18 protein-coding genes and 2 tRNA genes are annotated in these 19,515 nt (G+C 30.2%); 10 read left to right on the plus strand and 10 right to left on the minus strand.

Going from position 1 to position 19,515, the window contains the following annotated elements; genetic code table 11:
• The first annotated feature begins 52 nt into the window (after positions 1–52).
• The gene (locus NMSP_RS00430; protein ID WP_086906960.1) at positions 53–922 is read left to right on the plus strand and encodes an NAD-dependent epimerase/dehydratase family protein; all 870 of its coding nucleotides are present in this window, start codon (positions 53–55) and stop codon (positions 920–922) included.
• Here NMSP_RS00430 and metK read toward each other — a convergent pair.
• A complete protein-coding gene (gene metK, locus NMSP_RS00435) occupies positions 899–2,065 on the minus strand; it encodes a methionine adenosyltransferase (RefSeq protein WP_086906961.1) in 1,167 nt (388 codons plus the stop codon). The genes NMSP_RS00430 and metK overlap by 24 nt on opposite strands.
• Positions 2,066–2,084: 19 nt before the next feature.
• Positions 2,085–2,330: a U6 snRNA-associated Sm-like protein LSm6 gene (locus tag NMSP_RS00440; RefSeq protein WP_067957529.1), complete on the minus strand. Its 246-nt coding sequence runs from the start codon at positions 2,328–2,330 to the stop codon at positions 2,085–2,087.
• A 99-nt stretch (positions 2,331–2,429) separates the two neighbouring features.
• Here NMSP_RS00440 and NMSP_RS00445 point away from each other — a divergent pair, with 99 nt between their 5' ends.
• Complete coding sequence (locus NMSP_RS00445; protein WP_086906962.1) at positions 2,430–3,083, plus strand: ATPase domain-containing protein; 654 nt, start codon at positions 2,430–2,432, stop codon at positions 3,081–3,083.
• Here NMSP_RS00445 and NMSP_RS00450 read toward each other — a convergent pair.
• On the minus strand, positions 3,080–4,483 hold the full coding sequence (locus NMSP_RS00450; protein WP_086906963.1) for a single-stranded DNA-binding protein: 1,404 nt from the start codon (positions 4,481–4,483) through the stop codon (positions 3,080–3,082). The genes NMSP_RS00445 and NMSP_RS00450 overlap by 4 nt on opposite strands.
• Before the next feature lie 203 nt (positions 4,484–4,686).
• On the opposite strand from NMSP_RS00450, the gene NMSP_RS00455 reads away from it, so the two are divergent.
• On the plus strand, positions 4,687–5,625 hold the full coding sequence (locus tag NMSP_RS00455; protein ID WP_086908297.1) for an ABC transporter ATP-binding protein: 939 nt from the start codon (positions 4,687–4,689) through the stop codon (positions 5,623–5,625).
• Positions 5,609–6,370 carry an ABC transporter permease gene (locus NMSP_RS00460; protein ID WP_086906964.1) on the plus strand — a complete coding sequence of 254 codons (762 nt, stop codon included), beginning with the start codon at positions 5,609–5,611 and terminating at the stop codon, positions 6,368–6,370. The genes NMSP_RS00455 and NMSP_RS00460 overlap by 17 nt, the downstream gene beginning before the upstream one ends.
• Positions 6,371–6,379: 9 nt before the next feature.
• On the opposite strand, the gene NMSP_RS00465 is transcribed toward NMSP_RS00460, so the two are convergent.
• The 3 genes from NMSP_RS00465 to NMSP_RS00475 all read right to left on the minus strand — a co-directional run bounded on the left by NMSP_RS00465 (position 6,380) and on the right by NMSP_RS00475 (position 8,358).
• Positions 6,380–7,117, minus strand: coding sequence for a Rossmann-fold NAD(P)-binding domain-containing protein (locus tag NMSP_RS00465; RefSeq protein ID WP_086906965.1), 738 nt, complete (start codon positions 7,115–7,117; stop codon positions 6,380–6,382).
• Between the two features lie 69 nt (positions 7,118–7,186).
• Positions 7,187–7,259, minus strand: a tRNA-Gln gene (locus NMSP_RS00470).
• Between the two features lie 70 nt (positions 7,260–7,329).
• A complete protein-coding gene (locus NMSP_RS00475) occupies positions 7,330–8,358 on the minus strand; it encodes a DUF354 domain-containing protein (protein WP_086906966.1) in 1,029 nt (342 codons plus the stop codon).
• Positions 8,359–8,419: 61 nt separating this feature from the next.
• On the opposite strand from NMSP_RS00475, the gene NMSP_RS00480 reads away from it, so the two are divergent.
• Genes NMSP_RS00480 through NMSP_RS00500 form a run of 5 tightly spaced genes read left to right on the plus strand, consistent with a single transcriptional unit; the run spans position 8,420 to position 13,736 of the window.
• Positions 8,420–9,559, plus strand: coding sequence for a hypothetical protein (locus NMSP_RS00480; protein WP_086906967.1), 1,140 nt, complete (start codon positions 8,420–8,422; stop codon positions 9,557–9,559).
• 35 nt (positions 9,560–9,594) lie between these two features.
• A complete protein-coding gene (locus NMSP_RS00485; RefSeq protein WP_086906968.1) occupies positions 9,595–10,182 on the plus strand; it encodes a nucleotide exchange factor GrpE in 588 nt (195 codons plus the stop codon).
• Positions 10,179–12,086: a molecular chaperone DnaK gene (dnaK, locus tag NMSP_RS00490; RefSeq protein WP_086906969.1), complete on the plus strand. Its 1,908-nt coding sequence runs from the start codon at positions 10,179–10,181 to the stop codon at positions 12,084–12,086. Before NMSP_RS00485 ends, dnaK begins: the two co-directional genes overlap by 4 nt.
• 46 nt (positions 12,087–12,132) lie before the next feature.
• The gene (gene dnaJ / locus NMSP_RS00495; protein WP_086906970.1) at positions 12,133–13,188 is read left to right on the plus strand and encodes a molecular chaperone DnaJ; all 1,056 of its coding nucleotides are present in this window, start codon (positions 12,133–12,135) and stop codon (positions 13,186–13,188) included.
• Positions 13,189–13,196: 8 nt separating this feature from the next.
• Entirely contained in the window at positions 13,197–13,736 is a 540-nt protein-coding gene (locus NMSP_RS00500; protein WP_086906971.1) for a 5' nucleotidase, NT5C type, read from the plus strand.
• Here NMSP_RS00500 and NMSP_RS08295 read toward each other — a convergent pair.
• On the minus strand, positions 13,733–13,897 hold the full coding sequence (locus tag NMSP_RS08295) for a hypothetical protein (RefSeq protein WP_192866177.1): 165 nt from the start codon (positions 13,895–13,897) through the stop codon (positions 13,733–13,735). The genes NMSP_RS00500 and NMSP_RS08295 overlap by 4 nt on opposite strands.
• 78 nt (positions 13,898–13,975) lie before the next feature.
• Between NMSP_RS08295 and NMSP_RS00505 the strand changes: the two genes are divergently transcribed.
• Positions 13,976–14,060 (plus strand) — tRNA-Leu (locus tag NMSP_RS00505).
• 3 nt (positions 14,061–14,063) lie between these two features.
• On the opposite strand, the gene gatE is transcribed toward NMSP_RS00505, so the two are convergent.
• Genes gatE through NMSP_RS00520 form a run of 3 tightly spaced genes read right to left on the minus strand, consistent with a single transcriptional unit; the run spans position 14,064 to position 19,504 of the window.
• Complete coding sequence (gatE, locus tag NMSP_RS00510) at positions 14,064–15,968, minus strand: Glu-tRNA(Gln) amidotransferase subunit GatE (protein WP_086906972.1); 1,905 nt, start codon at positions 15,966–15,968, stop codon at positions 14,064–14,066.
• Between the two features lie 12 nt (positions 15,969–15,980).
• Positions 15,981–17,270 (minus strand): Glu-tRNA(Gln) amidotransferase subunit GatD, encoded by a 1,290-nt coding sequence (gene gatD, locus NMSP_RS00515; RefSeq protein WP_086906973.1) that lies wholly within the window; start codon positions 17,268–17,270, stop codon positions 15,981–15,983.
• Between the two features lie 32 nt (positions 17,271–17,302).
• Entirely contained in the window at positions 17,303–19,504 is a 2,202-nt protein-coding gene (locus NMSP_RS00520) for a CDC48 family AAA ATPase (protein ID WP_086906974.1), read from the minus strand.
• Between the last annotated feature and the right edge of the window lie 11 nt (positions 19,505–19,515).

Consider the following 19,515-nt stretch of genomic DNA (forward strand, 5'->3'; position numbering starts at 1 on the left):
AATGTTGAAATTTGTAGTATAGATTTAAAATTAAAAGTCAATTTAGATAATTATGGCTAAATCTATTCAGGTAGTTGTTACTGGTGCAAGTGGATTTGTTGCAAAAAATCTAAGAAAATATTTATCTGAAAATAATATTGATTTGATTTCAATTTCAAGAAATGATTTTAAAACATACAAAAATGAACAAAAAATTATTTCTAAAGATTATGATGAAAAACTCATTATTAATAAAATCAAAAATTCTGATGTATTAATTCATCTTATAGGAATTGGAAAACAGTCTATAGATATTGATTATGAAATGATAAATGTTGAATTAACCAAACGTATTGTAAATTTAGTAAAGAAGACCAAAATTAAAAAAATTGTCTACAATAGTGGTCTAGGCGTTTCAAGTAAAACTTCAGTTGGATATTTCATTTCTAAATACAAAGCAGAAAAAATCATAGTTAATTCAGGCTTAAACTACACTATTTTTAGACCCTCGTACATTGTAGGAAAAGATGATTTGTTCACAAAATTCTTAAAAAAACAGATTAAAATCAAAACAATTGAAATACCTGGTTCTGGCAGTTACTCGATTCAACCAATTTCTATAAACGATGTTGTAAAAATTATTTTTCAATCCTTTAATGAAATTAAATTTAAAAATAAAATATACGATCTTGTTGGACCTGATTATCTAACGTTTGAACAATATGTAAAACTTTTTTGTAAAGGAAGTAAAATAAAGATAAAAAAAATTAATTTAGAAACTGCATATTATGATGCAATTAATAATAAAAAATCTAATTTTGGAATTGATGATCTAAATATTCTCGTTGGTGATTTTAAAGGAAATTATAATCAATTGGAAAAAATTACACAAATAAAATTTGAATCTGTTATAGAATTATTAAAGTCCGGCAGATTGCTTTAAAATTTCTGCCTTGTCAGTTTTTTCCCAACTAAACTCTGGTTCATTTCTTCCAAAATGACCATATGCTGCTGTTTTTTTGTAAATTGGTCTTTTCAAATCTAGTTCTGAAATAATACCTGATGGTTTCATATCGAAATTCTTTCTAACTAATTCCTCTATTTGATTTTCTGGAATTTTATTGGTACCAAATGTATTGACATAAAGTGAAACTGGTTCTGCTACGCCAATTGCATATGCAAGTTGAACTTCACATCTATCAGCAAATTTTGCTGCAACAAGATTTTTTGCAATGTATCTACACATGTAACAAGCGGATCTATCTACTTTAGATGGATCCTTTCCTGAAAAAGCTCCTCCTCCATGTCTTCCAAAACCTCCGTAACTATCGACAATGATTTTTCGTCCAGTTAAACCTGCATCCCCATGAGGTCCACCAATAACAAATTTGCCCGTAGGGTTTATGTGAATTTTAATTTTGTCATTCCAAAGATTTCCTAAAACAGGTTTGATTACTTTGTCAATTATCTCCTTTGTAATTTCTTCTTGAGATATTTCAGGTGCATGTTGTGTTGAAATTACAACTGTTTCAATTCCAGTTGGTTTGTTATCTTCGTATTTTACTGAAACTTGAGATTTTCCGTCTGGTCTAACCCATGGTAATGTATTATTTCTTCTAACTTCTGACAATCTTTGAATTAATTTATGAGCTAACAAAATTGGCATAGGCATTAATTCTTCAGTTTCATTTGTTGCATAACCAAACATTAATCCTTGATCACCAGCACCTTGTTCTTTTTCTCCAGTTGCTGTAACTCCTTGACTGATATCTGGACTTTGTGAATGTAATCTTAAATCAACTTTACACGTATCACCGTCAAACATCAACTCTTTATCATTATATCCAATTTCTTTGATTGTTTTTCTTACCAATTCTTCTTGTGCTTTTTTATCAAAAACTGCTTTTGATGTTACTTCACCTGATACAACTACAAAATCTGTTGTAACCATTGTTTCAACTGCCACTCTTGAATTTGGATCTTGTTTTAGATATTCATCTAAAAATGCATCTGAAATATTATCACATACTTTGTCTGGATGACCTTCTGTTACTGATTCTGATGTAAATAGAAAAGTATTGGTCATAAAACCACTCTTAATTTAATTATAGTTCATTTTCTAATTTGATAAATAATACGTTGTTTCCTCTAACGATTACTCTACCATAATTTGCAATGGTTTTACTATCGTGGATTTCTTCCGCATCAGTCATTATCAAATTCATATATGAATCGACATTGTCCATTTTACCTTTGTATTCAACTTCGTTCTTTAATCTAACGGTAACTTTCTTTTTTGTACTTTTTTGAAGTATTGTTAATGGTCTTTTTGCACTATTTGATTGGGACACTAAATGTTCACTTAATTTCAAAAATCTCTGTCCAGCATAAAAGCCTTGCCACGATTGTAATTCTTTAAATTTTTTCTTATTTTTCTATAAATTATACAAATGATCTCAACTGGTTTAAAAAAAATAGATAATTTTCTGTCAGGAGGAATTCCTGATGGTGTAATTGTTGATATTTTTGGTGGCAATGGAACAGGGAAGACTCAATTATTATTACAATTATCAATTAACTCGATTAAAAATGGTGGCAAAGTTTTATTTTTAGATACTACTGGAGGATTTAGACCTGAAAGAATATTAGAAATTCAAAAAAACTCTAATTCAAATGTTGATTTACTTAACAACATTATAGTTTCTAGAATAACAAATACTTCAGAACAAATTAATTCGATTAAAAATTTTACAGAAAATAATTTTTCCTTAATTGTTATAGATAATATTACTGATTTATTTTCTTATGAATATAAGAATAATCAATCCGTATTCAAAAAAAATTCTTTATTTATGAAATATATGCGTGAATTATCCTTATACGCAGTTACTCATAAAGTTCCTATTGTTATTACTAACATGATTAGAAATTCAAATGAGCAAGAAGTTGAAAACATGTCTACAGCAATAGATCTTTTTACCCATATCAAAATCCATCTTTTCAAGAATTCATCTGTTTACAATGGAGAGATATCTTCTCCTTTCAATAAAGAAAATTTTTCTTATACAATCACATCTTCTGGCTTATCTGATACTGAGTTTTAATTTTTCTTAATAATTTTTGAATGTGCTGTCAAAAATAATTCTATTCTACCTTCTCCAAAATTATTTGCTTTAGCATTTAATCCAGTTATGGATATGATTTCTCCTAATTCACATTTGTCAATTAGTTTCGCTTGATTTCTCCATCCTTTTACCCAGATCTGACCTGTATCATCTTCAACAAACATTTCTGAAAGAGAAATTGATTCACCTGATTTAGTTTGTATTTCCTTTCTTTCAGGAACTTTTAGCACTATGGATTCAATACAATATGTTTGGTCTACTTTTACATCACTAATCTTTGTTCGAATTTTAGATAATGATGGAATTGTTTCATCATTATCTAATTTTCTTACAAATGAATTTTCATCTAATGTAACTGAATTTCCATAAACTTTTGATGGCATGCATTCAATTACATCCCCTTCAACACAAATGCTAGTTGAATTTGAAAAATCATTGATATTGTAGATATTTTTTTGGTTATCTGTTGCGATAATCATATTTTTTCCGTCTTCAGTTGTTACTATTGATAAAATTCTTGCAATAATGGGTTCAGCTTCTTTTCCACCTTCAATTTCAACAATTGTTGCTTCATTACCATGAATTTCCAATCCTTGATTTCCAGATTTTACTCTAACACCTAACAATTTTACATTTGCAGACTGTGAAATCATATTTGGAATTAATGATTCGTCTTTGCCCCATAGAACAACTCTCATTGCAGATCCATCTTTTCCTTTTAGTCTCATTCTAAGTGCAGTTCCAGGCTGACCTCTGGAATTTGTAAATTTCATTCCACTGATTATTCCGTCAATTAATCCTGAGATTGCAAGATCTTTTTGTCCTTCTTGTAATTCACTTATGTCTTTAGTAATTTTGTCAATCATTGGAATTTGACTTTCAGTTTCAACGGCTTGAATATTTGATCCTGAACCAATATTGATGGTAGGTGAACCATCTAAATCTGATTTAACATATGCTTTTATGATTTTAATTAGGTCTCCAGGTTTAAGATTTTCAATACCAGGTAAGTTTGCTTTTTCATCCCATAACTTTACGCTTGCTGTAGAACCTGAATCGTATACTGTCATTGTTCTTAAATCAAATGTTGATCCATCTTTTCTTGAAAATTGTTTTGTAGGTGAAAAATTTAAAACTCTAGTTTCTAATGAAATTTCTTTTGCACCTGCATACAAGTCCTTTAAACTAATTTCTGTTTTTGATGTTTCCTCAAGTTTAACATTATAATCTGATGCAATCAAAAATACTGCTCCTTCGTCAGTAAGATATCCAGAACCTATTTTCTCTTTTTTTTCTGCAATTTTTTGATCGATCACATCTTTGGTTAATTCTGGTTTTAGTTGTAACAGTTTATCAATAAGATTTTGTGATTCTGACATTTAGTTTCCATAAACATGATGTCTTAATAAAAATTTCATTGATTTTTTAATTTATTTAATCAAAATTATGAATAACTGGTTAAATGATTTAATTTCAAACCTATTTCTTTATCTAGAAACAAATCTAAAATTTCCTTAATTTGTTTAATACTTCTGTTATATCATCTCACTAACTAAATTAATAGGAAGATCGCAGGTTGATTGTGTCTTGTATTAATGTAGAACATTTATCCAAATCATATGGATCGATTACAGCTGTAAATGATCTAATTTTATCCGTAAAAAAAGGTCAAGTTTTTGGATTTTTAGGTCCAAATGGTGCAGGCAAATCCACCACAATTAAGTTACTTACAACTCTCATAAAACCATCATCTGGTTCATTATCCATTTTAGGAATTGACGCTATTTCAAATCCGTTAGAAATTCGTAGTAAAATTGGAGTTGTTTTACAACAACCAAGTTATGAGCCTACTTTGTCCGTAGAAAAATCTCTTGATAAATACGGAATGATGTGGAATATTCCAAAAATTGAGCGTAAAAAAAGAATGGAACAATTATTGAAGGATTTTGATTTGGTTGAAATTCGCAAAAAGAGAAATGAAGATCTTTCTATTGGTCAACGAAGACGTGTACAAGTTGCACGTGAATTCATGCATGATATGGAATTATTATTTTTGGATGAACCCACCGTTGGATTAGATCCTGAAGCTCGCAGAAAATTACTTGATTATTTAAAAAATAAAATTAAAACTGGTTTAACAATTTTTTATACAACTCATATTTTATCCGAAGCTGAATATCTCTGTGATGAAATAGCTATAATTGATAATGGAAAAATTCTTACTGTTGATTCACCTGATGCTTTAAAAAATAGATTTGGAAAGGAAAAAACAATTAAAATTCATTTACAAAATAAACAATCAAACATTTCTTCATTGTTAAATGACATACCTGATTTTGAAATTAATTTTGATACTGGTACATCGATTATAATTCATTCAGAACAATCAGAATTAATTTTATTAAGAGTTTTAAAAATACTTAATGAAAATAATATTGAAATTGAAGATTTATCTGCAGTACCAACAAATCTTGAAGATGTATTTTTAAAAATGGTGAGAGAGAATGCATCCAATAATTAGACTTGTTAATAGAAATCTAACGATTTCACTTAACCCTGGATTTTTAATTTGGCAAATTATTTTTCCTTTAATCTATATTTTTGTAGCAGGTTTTGCTTACGGTCCACTAATTAATCAGGTTCCGTTTGCTGGAAAGGATCTTGATTATCCTGCATTTTTAGCATCTGGTATGATTGGATTTAATATTATGAATAGTACATTAATTTCTGGAATTCTTATTTGGAATGATCGACGACATGGAATGTTTGAACAAATCATGTCTGGTCCATTTACTCGCAGTCATTACATTTTGAGTAATATTTGCACAATTGGCATAATTGGATTAGTTAGTGCATCCTTAATTGCAGTGGTTGGCTATCCTGTAATCTTTCAGTCTGCAGAATTTTCACTGGCTACGATTCCAATTCTAATCTTTGGCGCAGTCGTTGGTTCCATTCTATTTGGTTCATTAGCCTCAATAATTTCTACTAGATTACGCTCAAGTGAAGGATTTAATGTAATTATCAACACGGTTTTTCTTTTCTTTGCATTTGTTAGTTCTGCATTTTACCCAGCTGATACAGCACCTGAACCATTACGTACTGCATTTTATCTTAACCCATTAACATATCTTGTTGATATAATCCGAGCAGGAATTTTTGGAACCATTACTGAATTTGTTATTTATGAAATGATTATTCTTGCTGCACTTGCAACTGTTCTTTTTATTATTGCCTCAAAACTATTAACAAGATTAGATTTTTAAAAATTATAATTATTTTTTAAATTTTTCATACATTTCATTAATTGTTTTAATGACATCTAAATTTTCATACTCCACTAAATTTAGATTTGGTATGACACAATGTCCTCCAATAATACCTGGAAACATTTTTGGTCTATTGCCCAAATTTTCATGAATTTCATCGGCAAATTTCCACATTTCATCAAAATCAACATTCTCTTTTTCACATATCATTTTAGTAATTTGAGCATAATTGATTAACCATCCATAATATGTTGTATCAACTAATATTTTTGCAAGCTCTGCAGTTTTTGTAGTTGACATCCAATCTACTTTTTCAAATCTATTTTCTAAATCTTTTTTAATTTCTGAATTTATTTCTGCATTATCAAACGAAATAAATTTTGTATATTTTTTAATATCATCTAAAAATCTTCTATGTACTCCACGAACTGGTGAAAATAAAATTGGTATTGGTGATCTTTCTTGAATGTTTTTTGTAGTTCCTGGTTTTACAGTTGAATGAATTACAACACCTTGAATATTTTTTATCCTATTAATCCATTCAATTACAATATCTGTAAATTTTTCTAATTCTCCAGGTAGACAGACATGAAGGTATTGTGGATTTTCTATAATTTTATTTTCAGTATAGTTTTTACATTTTGAATTATCTAAATCAATTCCAATACAATCAAATTTTCTATCTACAAGTAAATCAAATAATGTCTCTCCCACTTCTCCCATTCCTAAAATAATATCTGTCATTATGCCTAATCTGAGTAATATTGACTATATTATGTTCATGCTTCCATTATTATCGATTTTTAAATAGAGTAGCCCGGGCAAGACTCGAACTTGCGTCTCGGGCTTCAAAGGCCCAAATGCTTGACCGCTACACTACCGGGCTACTAAATCGAGCACTACTATTCCCTTAATGAACTTTTTAATTCAATTTGACTCTTAAAATCAAATTAGAATTAATTTTTGATTATTTTAATTAGTTTTTCTATAGGATCTTCCATTTGTTTAACAACTTTTTTGGCTCTTTTTTGATCTTGGTCATTTTTTCTTGCTAAAATTCTCTTAATTTCATTTGAAACTTTTTTTGGATTTGTTTCTCTTTTTACAAGGGATTTTTTTACTAAGAAATTTTCAATTATGTTTGGAACTGCATTATATGATATTGTAGGAATACCCATTAAAGCAGATTCTGCTGTCATAGTTCCACCAGAACCTATGAAGACGTCTGTATCATTGAGTAAATATTTTCCATCAAATGACATTTTGATAATTTTGATTTTTTTTCCTATAATTTTTTGTAGATTAATAATTTGTTGACTGTATCTACCTAAAACAATAATATTTTCATCCTTGTAATCATTGGCAATTTTTTGAATTATTGGAATTATTTTACTTGATTTTGATGTATAGGAAGCTTCTTCTTCTTCTACTCTGATCAAAATATTTTTTTTATTATTATTTTTAAATGGGGATATGATATTTTGATTAATTTTTCTTTTCATAGTTACTACTGCATCAATTGCTTTGTATTGAACAATATTTTTTTCATTAATTCCAAATTTTGAAAATTCTTTTTTAGGTATTACATATGGGATTAAGAGTTTTTGAATTAATGGTAATGTAAGTCTCATTACTGCATTTGCATGTGGTGAGTCACAAAACATAATATGTTTAATTCCTAAACCAAACGAAATTCTTGCTGCTTCTGGTGAACCAAAACTTATCACCACATCAGGTTTGAACTTGTTAATTTTTTTTGTTAATTTTTCAATCCTTTCAATACTTGCTTTGAGTTTACTTTTTTTGTCTCCGCCACCATGTTTTCCAACAAAAATTAGGTCAAAATGTCTAATTTTTGCTAATTTTGTAACTTCGTTATATTCTCTTGATGTACATAAAATGTCATGTTTTTGCCCTAATTTCTCAATTATTGGTTCAGAAAACAATAATTGTTTTGGTGTGAGAATATCTATCCATATTTTCAAGTATTTCTGCTAATTACTATACTTCAATAAGTTTTTCTTAGTCGATAATCATCTGTTATTGATGGCAGGAGCAAAAGTTGTTGTTTATGGGTTAAGCACTGAAGGTTATGCCATTGCATCTCAAATGGCCATTAAAGGTGCTGATGTATCTATAATAGATGAATCAACTCCTTCTGCAATATCTCTTAAAGCTGAAATTGCTAAAACATATCCAAATGTTTCCTCATTAAAAGAGGATGAACCATTATTGGCAATGGAGCCAATTGATGTGGCAATTTCTAAAGCTCAATATCTTTTCTTTACACCAAGAATTAGAAAAACTGGTCAAGATATTAAAACAGAAATTCATTCTAAATTCAAAGATGCAGTCACATCATTAAAAAAAAATAGTTCAGTAATTTTTACATTAGCTACGGGATTTGGAGGTAATAATGAAAATATTTCATTATTAGAGCATGTAACTGGACTTCAAGCTGGTAAAAATATTTCTTATTTTTATTATCCTTTAGAAGATCTAAACCAACAACCCAAAATTATTGGTTCATTTAATGGTAAAAAAGATCCAATTTTAGCAGATTTACTTGGTAATACCAAAAAAGAAAAAGAATTTGTGGCAATTTCATCATCTGAACATTTCCATGCTATTGATATTTTATCAAGATTTTCTAGTCTTTGTAGTATTTTAGAAGTTTGTAAATATGCAAAAGATGAAATTACAAAAAATGATCTTTCATCAAATGATTTTCAAGAAATTTATTTAGATAATATGATAAATGGATTATTTGATTTAAAATCTCTAGGATCTTCCTTTGAGGGTTCTAACTCATTAATGTATTTGATAAATGGAAGTGTAAAAGGAATAGATGGTTACATTAAAAGATTAATTGATGAAATTCGTGGAACATTAAAGAAAAATGATCTAAAAGCTAGCAGAACAAAAATTGCATTATCTTGGACACTTGATCAACATGCAATGCGTGGTGATAAAATTGAGATGTTACAAAATCTGACTTCTAAATTACGTGATTATATTGGTGACGTTGAAGCTTACGAGGATCCAGATTTTAATTTATTTCACAGTGATAAAACTACAATAATTGTGGCTTGTTCTCAATCTGATTTTAAAAATATTGAAAATACTAAAAAAGATTCTAATTTAATTATTGTAAAAGCAAATCCTCTTTGTGAAACTATTCAATAATGGTATAAATTAGCTAGATAATAATTCTGTTTAAATTGTCTAACGAAACAAACTCTGATGAAATTCCTGTTGAAGTACTATCAGAAAATGAAACTGATTCTAGTAATAAAATTGAGGAATTTGATAATGTGGATAAAAATGATGACACATCTGAAGATTTATCAAAATTATTAGAATTAGAGAAACAAAAAACATTACAATTTGAAGAAAAATTAAAACATGTACTGGCAGATTTTCAAAATCTTAGTAGAAAAACTCAAAATGATATTGAGACTGGCGTTAATTCAAAAATTAATGAATTCATATTGGATTTTCTTAAAATTTATGATGATTTCATACGAGCAAAAGAAGTAATTTCTGAAAGTAAAATTAATGCAGATGGTTTAAATTCGATTTTAAAAAATATGGAATCATTAATGGAAAAATATAATGTTAAACCAATTGATGCACTTGGAGAAATTTTTGATCCAAATTTCCATGAGGCCATTTCAATTATTTCTGATCCTTCATTAGATGATAATACAATTACAAAAGAGATCAGGAAAGGATATATTTCTCATGAAAAAATATTAAGACCTACGCTAGTAGAAATTTCAAAAAAGGAGAATGATGATAAAAAATGACTAAAATTATAGGTATTGACTTGGGAACAAGTAACTCAGCTGCAGCCGTAGTTATGGGTGGTAAACCAACTATTATTCCCGCAGCAGAAGGTGCAACAGTAGGTGGTAAAGCATTTCCTTCAGTTGTAGCATTTAGTAAAGAGGGTGAATTGATGGTTGGTGAACCTGCCAGAAGACAAGCAGTTACCAATCCAGATAATACAATCGTTGCTGCCAAAAGAAAAATGGGTTCTGATGAAACTTTCAAAATTTTAGATAAACAATACAAACCTCAACAAGTTTCTGCATTTATTCTTCAAAAAATAAAAAAAGATGCTGAAGCATTTGTTGGAGAACCTATTGAAAAAGTTGTAATTACTGTTCCTGCATATTTCGACGATAACCAACGTCAAGCAACTAAAGATGCTGGTACTATTGCTGGTCTTGATGTTGTTAGAATAATTAATGAGCCAACTGCTGCATCTTTAGCATTTGGATTAGATAAAGCTAAACAAGATATGAAAATACTTGTTTTTGATTTTGGTGGAGGTACTTTAGATGTAACCATTATGGAAATGGGTGGTGGTGTATTTGAAGTACTTAGTACATCTGGTGATACGAAATTAGGTGGTACTGATATGGATAAAGTTTTGATTGATTACGTAGTAGATGAATTTAAGAAAAAAGAAGGCGTTGATTTATCTTCTGATTCAACAGCAATGACAAGAATTAGAGAGGCTTGTGAAAAAGCAAAAATTGAATTATCAACTGTTATGGAAACTGATATCAATTTACCATTTATTGCACATGATCCATCTGCAGGTGCTAAAAATCTTGAATTAAGAATTACAAGAGCAAAATTAGATGAGTTAATTGGTCCAATTGTAGATAGATGCAAGCCTTCAATTCTAAAAGCATTAGAAGATGCAAAATTGTCTAATTCTGATATTAATAAAATTGTCATGGTTGGTGGACCAACTAGAATTCCTTTAGTTAAAAAATTCGTCAGTGAAGTAGTTGGTCAAGAATCTGAATCAGGTGTTGATCCAATGGAAGCAGTTGCTATGGGTGCTGCAATTCAAGCAGGAATTATTGCTGGTGACGTGACAAGTGATATAGTTTTACTGGATGTAACACCTCTGACATTAGGAATTGAGACATTAGGTGGTGTACGAGAACCATTAATTGAAAGAAATACTACTATCCCAACATCAAAAGCCAAAGTTTTCACAACTGCTGCTGATAATCAAACTGCTGTAACAATTCATGTTGTACAAGGTGAAAGACCAATGGCAACTGATAATGTATCGTTAGGAAGTTTCAATCTAACTGATTTACCACCAGCTCCAAGAGGTGTACCACAAATTGAAGTTAAATTCGATATTGATGCAAACGGAATCATTAATGTAACAGCAAAAGATCTGGGAACACAAAAAGAAGCTAAGATTACAATTGAATCTAATTCAAAACTTTCCCCAGAAGAAATAGAGAAGTTAAAAGAAGATGCAGAAAAGTTTTCTGATGAGGACAAAGTAAAGAAAGAAAAAATTGATCTAAAAAATGAAGCAGAGAGTTATATCTATACCACTGAAAAATTAGTAAATGTAGATCTTAAAGATAAAATCTCACAAGAACAAGGAATTAAAATTACTGATGCAGTTAAAGAAGTTAAGGAAGTATTAGATAAAGAACCATCTGAACTAAAACCTAAACTTGAAGCATTACAAACTTTAGTTAATGAAGTAACAACAGAACTCTACAAAAATGCAGCACCACCAGGTGCTGATGGACAACAAGGTGCTGATGGACAACAAGGTGCTGATGGACAACAAGGTGCTGATGGACAACAAGGTGCTGATGGACAACAAGGTGCTGATGGACAAACTTCTGATTCAAATACTACTGATGAAACAAAATCTACCTAATTCAAATTCATTCATTTATACTGTAATCCAAATTAAGGAATAACTTATGGCTGCAAAACGTGACTATTATGAAGTTTTAGGAGTTTCTAAAACTTCTTCTCCTGATGAAATAAAAAATCAATATAGGAAATTGGCCTTAAAATTCCACCCTGATCGTAATCAATCTGCTGATGCTGGTGAACATTTTAAAGAAATTTCAGAAGCATATGCTGTACTTTCAGATTCTGAAAAAAAACAAACCTATGATCAACATGGACATGCTGGAGTAGATGGAAGATATTCTTCTGATGATATTTTTGGTCGCGGAGGAGGCGGCGGTGGATTTAATGATATTTTTGAATCTATTTTTGGTCGTGGCGGCGGCGGATTTACTCAACAACAACGTGGTTCAGATATTCTATACCAAACTACTGTAACATTAGATGATGTATTAAAAGGAAAAAAGATGGAAATTAATTTACAAAAACAAATTCAATGTGATAACTGCCAAGGTTCTGGTTGTAAACCCGGAACCAATAAAAAAACATGTACATCATGCAATGGCCAAGGGGAAGTAAGACAAACTCGTAACATGGGATTTGCTTCATTTGTAACAGCTGCACCGTGTCCAACTTGCAGGGGTCAAGGTTCAATGATAGAAACACCTTGTAACAATTGCAGGGGCCAAGGTCGAGTTAAAGGAACTAAAAAAGTTGATTTTGAAATTCCACCAGGAATTGATACAGGTGATTATATTGTTTCTAATGAAGGAAATGAAATTCCTGATGGAATAAATGGTGATTTGGTAATTCGAGTAAAGATTCAACCTCATACACATTTCAAAAGAGATGGAAAAGATATTTTTTATGATCAAGATATTTCTATGATAGATGCTGCATTAGGGTGTGAATTAATGGTACCAACTTTGCATGGAGAAGAAAAAATCAAAGTAGACTCTGGTAGTCAACCAAACACTATAATCAAATTAAAAGGAAAAGGAGTTTCGCATATTAATTCTAGAGGAACAGGGGATCAGTACGTAAGAGTCGTAGTAAATATTCCTAAAAAACTCAATAAACATCAAAAAAATCTATTAAATGAATTTAAAGATACAACTGATTAATCGATAATATGAAAATTGCACTAGATGTTGATGGTGTACTTGCCGATGTAATAGTTTCATGGTTAAATTATAGTAATTCTATTAGACCGTCAATTTCTAAAAATCAGGTAACAGATTGGGAATTTTGGAAAAAATTTAAAATTGATCCATTTGATTTTTATTCAGAATTAAGTTCTTGTTGGAAAAATTGGAAATCAATTCCAGTAACTGAAACAAATTTATCTTTAACCACAAAAAATCTTTCTAATTTTGCACAAGTGGATATTGTTACAGCTAGAGAAATTTCTACTAATTCTTTTGTAAAAAATTGGTTAGCATATCATGATATTTCATATGACAATTATGTATCTGTGATTGATGGACCTATGAAAGCTGATTTAGATTATGATATTTTTATTGATGATTCTCCATTAAATGCAATTAAATTTCTTGAAAATAATAAAAAAGTTATTTTATATTCACAACCTTGGAATAAACATATTTCTAATAATCAATTATTCCGAATTTCAAAACTTTCTGAATCAATTAAAATAATTAAAAACAATTAATTTTTTTCAAATTTTCTGATGTTAATTTGATGACCATTTCTAACATGAGTCACATGACTTGTTTTCATTAATTCTGCAATCTTATCTTCACTGTAAAATTTAATGTTATATCGCCCAATTACTTTTTTACAACTAGTACAATAAATTTCTCGAAATTCCATCTTTATCACTTGATTAATTTGAAAATACTATTTTCTTGTATAATAAAGAACTTATTTTAGAATTCAAAATCACACGATGCGGGAATTACCAAGCCTGGTCAACGGTGTAAGGTTCAGATCCTTATCTCTTAGGAGTTCATGGGTTCAAATCCCATTTTCCGCACTACTATTCTTCTAATTTCTTTTTAATATTCTCTAATAGAAGATTGTTGATTATTTCTCCAGATGCTTTACCCCTTAATTCTTTCATAGCAATTCCCATTAATGGTCCGATTGCCCTTTCTTTTTGATTTTTAATTATTTCTTGATTTTTATTTACTATATTTTGAATAATCTGATCTAAATCTTCATTCTTGATTGATTCAATTGAAGTATTTTTCATGGCTTCCTCCACATTTTGTGATTTATTTGACATAATATTTTCAAGAATTATTTCAATTGATTCCTTTGCAATTTCTCCTTTGTCTAATAATTCAAATAATTTGAAAATTTCTTGATTTTTTAATAAGTTTGAATTTAATCCCTTTCTTTCTAAATTTGTAATTGTTGAACAAAGAATTGATGCAACAAATGTTGGATTTGTTTTAATATTCTCAATAATTTTTTCAAACAATTCAATATGTTTTGAATCAAAAATTTGTTCTGATAATTGCTTATTCATTTTATATTTTATTTCTATTTCTTTAATTGCATCGTCCCATAATTTTGGAATGTTTTTTTCTGCGTCGCTTAGTTCTTTTTCAGTTACTATTATTGGTGGAATATCTGTTTCTGGATACATTCGTGCAGCACCTGGTCTTGGTCGGAGAAATTTTGTTTCTCCTGTTGGAGTAGCTAATCTAGTATCAATTGGTATGCCTTGATTTTTGATATGTTCTATTCGTGCAATAATTTGATCAATTACTATGTGAACTTTTTCTTCTGGTGCTGCTAATATTAAAAATGCATCATTTTCGTTAATTTTTAATAAATTTTTCAATCCATTTAGATCAGATGTTTCTATGCCATAATTTGGTAATTCATCAGAATGAAAAACTCCTCCAATCCCAAAAAATCGAACTAATTCTGCTACTTCTTTTCCTAATCTTATGCCTTCATATGGTAAATATCCAAAAATTCCACCCATATTTTTAAAAGAAATTGCTATAATCTTGTGATTTTTCTTTATAGCACTTTGAATAATTTTTGATTGACATTTTGAAAATAATTCTGTAATGTCTTTTTTGTTATCCTTATCATATTTCCAATTAGTTTCTAGTATTTTTTTTGAAATTTTTAGTAACCCGTGTTGTCTTTTTGCTTCATATTCTACAACTTTTTCTAGTTGATCTAATTGTTGAACTCCTTTAACTTCAATAACAATTCCTCCACCATCTTTAATGGATACATTAACGTCTTGCCTAATTGATCCTAATCCTCTTTTTACTTTTTTTGTACTTCTCAAAATTCTTCCTAGAGATAATGCAATTTTTTTAATCTCTGTTAGTTCTACTTCAAAAGGATCTGTTGCAATTTCTACTAATGGAACACCTAGTCGCTCTAATCCAAATTTTCTCGTAGTTCCTTCTTCCCCTAAAATTTTTGCTGCATCCTCCTCTAAACAAATTGACTGAATTCCTATTTTTGTTTCCCCTGCATTATAAAATCCGCCTTGAGAAATTAACATAGTACGCTGAAAACCTGTTGTGTTAGAACCATCAATTACTGTTTTTCTCATCGGATAAATCTCACTAAAAATATTTGATTTCAATGCTGCAGCAATAACTAATGCAATTTTTCTTGCATCTTCATCTAATTCGTGTGGTGGTTCTTCATCTTGTTCAACCAAACAACTACTCTCTTCGTTTGCATAATACATGATAGTTTTTGATTTTGTACTTTCAAAAAGTGCAGCAGGGTCAAATTCACCTAATTCACTTTTTGAAGCTCGTAATTTTCTTTGAAATTTTATTGAATAATCATCTGATTCTATTGGTGTGCAATTACAAAATAATTTTTTATTAGTTTCAAGCTGTTGGTGAATTTCTAAGCCTACTTTTACGCCTACATCTTTTATTGAAAATTTTTCCATTTTATTACCTGATCATGTTGAAAATTCTAATGCAATTTCTTTTAACATATTTTCTTTAATTTCATCAAATTTTTCAGTATTTCCCGTTACCCACATTGCTTTAACTAATGCAATTTCTGGAATCATGTTTTCTAATGGAATGATTCCTAGATTTAATAGATCTCTTCCACTTTCATACACTGTCATTCTTACCATGCCATCAATACATTGAGAAGTCATTCCCATAAAAATTCCCTTTTCATTTGCAATTTTTACTACTGGGTACATGTTTTCACCAATATGTCCTAATCCTGTTCCTTCAAAAATAATCGCCTTAACTCCCGAATCTATTAAATTTCTTAATGAATCTGGATTATACCCAGGATGATATTTTACTAAAGCAACTTTTTGATTGATTTTAATTTTTGGCGCAAATTCATTAACTTTGAAAAAATCTCTTTTCATATTTTTCTGAATTTTATTATTTACAATCAAAAATGCTGGATCATTTCCTATTGTTTGAAATGCCCCTCTTTTACTAGTATGATTTTTTCTCACACGCGTGCCAATGTGACAAGCAATCGTTTCATCATTTTCATCTTGATGCATTGCAATGTAAATTCCATTTGTTTTTGATTCAGTAAGAAACTTTACTGCTCCAATTAAATTTAATGCAGCATCTGATGATGCTCGATCTGATGATCTTTGTGATCCAACTAACGCAATAGGTATCGGAAAACCTGCTAATGCAAAAGACAGATACGATGATGTATAATGCATTGTATCTGTTCCATGAGCAATTATAATTCCCGTATACTGAGATTTACTATATTCCTTAACTGTTTCAGCAATTTTTACCCAATGCTCAGGCATAATATTTTCAGAATATTCTGAAAATAGAACTTTAGTTTCAATATTTGCTATTTTTCCAAGTTCTGGAACCGATGAATTAAGTTCTTCTGCTGTTAATACTGGTGTAACTGCACCAGTCCTATAGTCAATTTTACTTGCAATTGTTCCCCCAGTTGATAATAATAAAATATTTGGTAAATTATCATTCTTTTCAATCTTTTCGTTAGTTTCAATTTTTTTTTCTATGGATGACTTCTTTTCAACATTTTCAATATTTTTGATTTCTAAGCCAATATTGTATCCACTTTTTAATTTCAATACAATATGTTTATCGTCACTGTGTTCATATCGTGGCATAACTATTCCTGAATATGTAATGTCAGCTAAAATTTTAACAGAATCGCCTATTGAAATTTTATTTGCTTTCAAAAATTCTAGTGAATTTCCATGATAACCTGTGTATTCTGACATTTATGAGAATTAGAATTGCTATTTTATTAAAACTACCTGTAATAGGAGGCGACTAATTTTTCACCCATCTTAAGGTCTTTTTGCTCTCTTACTTTCTTAACTGCTTCTTCAAAGTGTTTCATAGTTACTTTTGCATCAATGCTGGTTTTTTCAATCTCTTTCACATCTGGATGTGAATCTAGGAATTCGTGAATTACTAAAGATACAGCAGTATTTGCTATAGATGCTGTGTCTGCGCCACTTAATCCATCTGTAATTTCTGCTAATTTATCATAATCCACATGTTTTGGATCACTTGATTCACTAATAGTTGGAATCTTTTCAGCATTAATTTTTAGAATACTCTTTCTACTTTCTTTATCTGGTAATGGGATTTGAATAATTTTATCAAATCTTCCTGGTCTTAATAATGCTGGATCAATCATGTCAGCTCTGTTTGTTGCTGCTAATACTATTACTCCGTGCATATTTTCCATGCCATCTAATTCTGTAAGTAATTGACTGACAACTCTTTCAGTGACTGCTGTTTCTCCACCAGCTCCTCTAATTGGTGCAATTGAATCAATTTCATCAAAGAAAACTACACATGGTGCAGATTGTCTTGCTCTCTTGAAAATTTCTCTGATTCCTCTTTCGGATTCACCGACCCATTTTGATAATAGTTCAGGTCCTCTTACAGAAACAAAGTTAGCTTCACTTTGTGTAGCAACAGCTTTTGCAAGTAATGTCTTACCAGTTCCACTTGGACCGTGAAGTAAGATACCTCTTGGCATACTGTGTCCTAGTTTATCATATAGTCCTGGATATTTCATTGGCCATTCAACAGCTTCTTGTAATTCTCGTTTAACATCCTCTAAACCGCCAACTTCTTCCCATTTTATGTCTGGATTTTCAATGAATACTTCTCTCATTCCAGATGGAGTAACTTCAATCAAGGCTTTAGTGAAATCATCGTGATTTACAATTAGTTTATCTAGAGTTTCTGGAGGGAGTTTTTCTTCTTCTAAATTAAGTTCAGGTAGTAATCTTCTCAAACATTTCATTGCTGCTTCTTTACACAAGTACTCCAAGTCTGCACCAACATATCCGTGACTGACTGAAGCAATTTTATCAATATTCACTGGTAATTCTTGAGTATCATCTGCTAAAGGCATATTTCTGCTGTGTATTGCAAGAATATCTCTTCGTCCTTTTTTATCTGGTACTTTAATCTCGATTTCTCTATCAAATCTTCCTGGTCGTCTTAGTGCAGGATCAATTGCATTAGGTCTGTTTGTTGCAGCAATTACAATTACTTTTCCTCTTCCTTCTAATCCGTCCATTAATGATAACATTTGTGAAACAACTCTGCGTTCAACTTCTCCCGTAACTTCTTCTCTTTTTGGTGCAATTGAATCAATTTCATCAACAAAAATTATTGATGGTGCTTTTTCTCTTGCTTCTTTGAAAATTTCTCTTAATCTAGCTTCACTTTCTCCATAAAACTTACTCATAATTTCAGGACCTGAAATACTAATGAAATGAGCTTGACTTTCATTTGCAACAGCTTTTGCAAGTAATGTCTTACCAGTTCCTGGAGGACCATAAAGTAAAACGCCTTTTGGTGCTTCAATTCCAAGTTTCTCAAAAATCTCAGGATGTCTTAATGGAAGCTCAATCATTTCTCTTACTTTCTTAATTTCATTATGTATACCGCCAATGTCTTCATAGGTTACTTGTGGAACACCGCGTAATGTTTCTCCCTTTTCAGCAATATGGAAAACTGTTTTTTGTGTAATCAAAACTGCATCTGCAGCTGGTGTAACACCAATTACTTGGAATGTTAATCGTCCACCAAAGTATGGGACCATAACATTATCACCTTTGATTAATGGAACACTTTCTAAAGCATCTGCAAGATATCTTTCATCTATTGGAGGAATAGCTTCTAATGGTGCAACTACTACTTTTTCGGCTGCAGTTGCTTTAATTTTTCTAACTGATATTGTGTCTCCAATTGCAATTCCTGAATTATTTCTTCCAAGTCCATCAATTCTGATAATTCCTTTTCCTTCATCAGATGGGTATAATGGAAGACATTTTGCAACTGTTCTTCTTTTACCTTTAATTTCAATTACATCACCAGTTGATGCATTTAACGTATCCATTGAGTCATAATCAATTCTGGCTACTCCTCTTCCAACATCCCTAGTATATGCCTCAAGAACTTTAAGAGAAAGAGCATTTTGACTCATACAAAAATAAC

It is taken from the genome of Candidatus Nitrosomarinus catalina (assembly GCF_002156965.1).
Classification (GTDB): Archaea; Thermoproteota; Nitrososphaeria; order Nitrososphaerales; family Nitrosopumilaceae; genus Nitrosopumilus; species Nitrosopumilus catalinensis.

What these genes read in the sequence shown, in the direction of transcription:
- dnaJ (WP_086906970.1), top strand. Translation starts at nt 12,133, where the DNA reads ATGGCTGCAAAACGTGACTATTATGAAGTTTTAGGAGTTTCTAAAACT.
- metK (WP_086906961.1), bottom strand. Translation starts at nt 2,065, where the DNA reads ATGACCAATACTTTTCTATTTACATCAGAATCAGTAACAGAAGGTCAT.
- NMSP_RS00460 (WP_086906964.1), top strand. Translation starts at nt 5,609, where the DNA reads ATGCATCCAATAATTAGACTTGTTAATAGAAATCTAACGATTTCACTT.
- NMSP_RS00445 (WP_086906962.1), top strand. Translation starts at nt 2,430, where the DNA reads ATGATCTCAACTGGTTTAAAAAAAATAGATAATTTTCTGTCAGGAGGA.
- NMSP_RS00520 (WP_086906974.1), bottom strand. Translation starts at nt 19,504, where the DNA reads ATGAGTCAAAATGCTCTTTCTCTTAAAGTTCTTGAGGCATATACTAGG.
- dnaK (WP_086906969.1), top strand. Translation starts at nt 10,179, where the DNA reads ATGACTAAAATTATAGGTATTGACTTGGGAACAAGTAACTCAGCTGCA.
- NMSP_RS00500 (WP_086906971.1), top strand. Translation starts at nt 13,197, where the DNA reads ATGAAAATTGCACTAGATGTTGATGGTGTACTTGCCGATGTAATAGTT.
- gatD (WP_086906973.1), bottom strand. Translation starts at nt 17,270, where the DNA reads ATGTCAGAATACACAGGTTATCATGGAAATTCACTAGAATTTTTGAAA.
- NMSP_RS00450 (WP_086906963.1), bottom strand. Translation starts at nt 4,483, where the DNA reads ATGTCAGAATCACAAAATCTTATTGATAAACTGTTACAACTAAAACCA.
- NMSP_RS00465 (WP_086906965.1), bottom strand. Translation starts at nt 7,117, where the DNA reads ATGACAGATATTATTTTAGGAATGGGAGAAGTGGGAGAGACATTATTT.
- NMSP_RS08295 (WP_192866177.1), bottom strand. Translation starts at nt 13,897, where the DNA reads ATGGAATTTCGAGAAATTTATTGTACTAGTTGTAAAAAAGTAATTGGG.
- gatE (WP_086906972.1), bottom strand. Translation starts at nt 15,968, where the DNA reads ATGGAAAAATTTTCAATAAAAGATGTAGGCGTAAAAGTAGGCTTAGAA.
- NMSP_RS00430 (WP_086906960.1), top strand. Translation starts at nt 53, where the DNA reads ATGGCTAAATCTATTCAGGTAGTTGTTACTGGTGCAAGTGGATTTGTT.
- NMSP_RS00480 (WP_086906967.1), top strand. Translation starts at nt 8,420, where the DNA reads ATGGCAGGAGCAAAAGTTGTTGTTTATGGGTTAAGCACTGAAGGTTAT.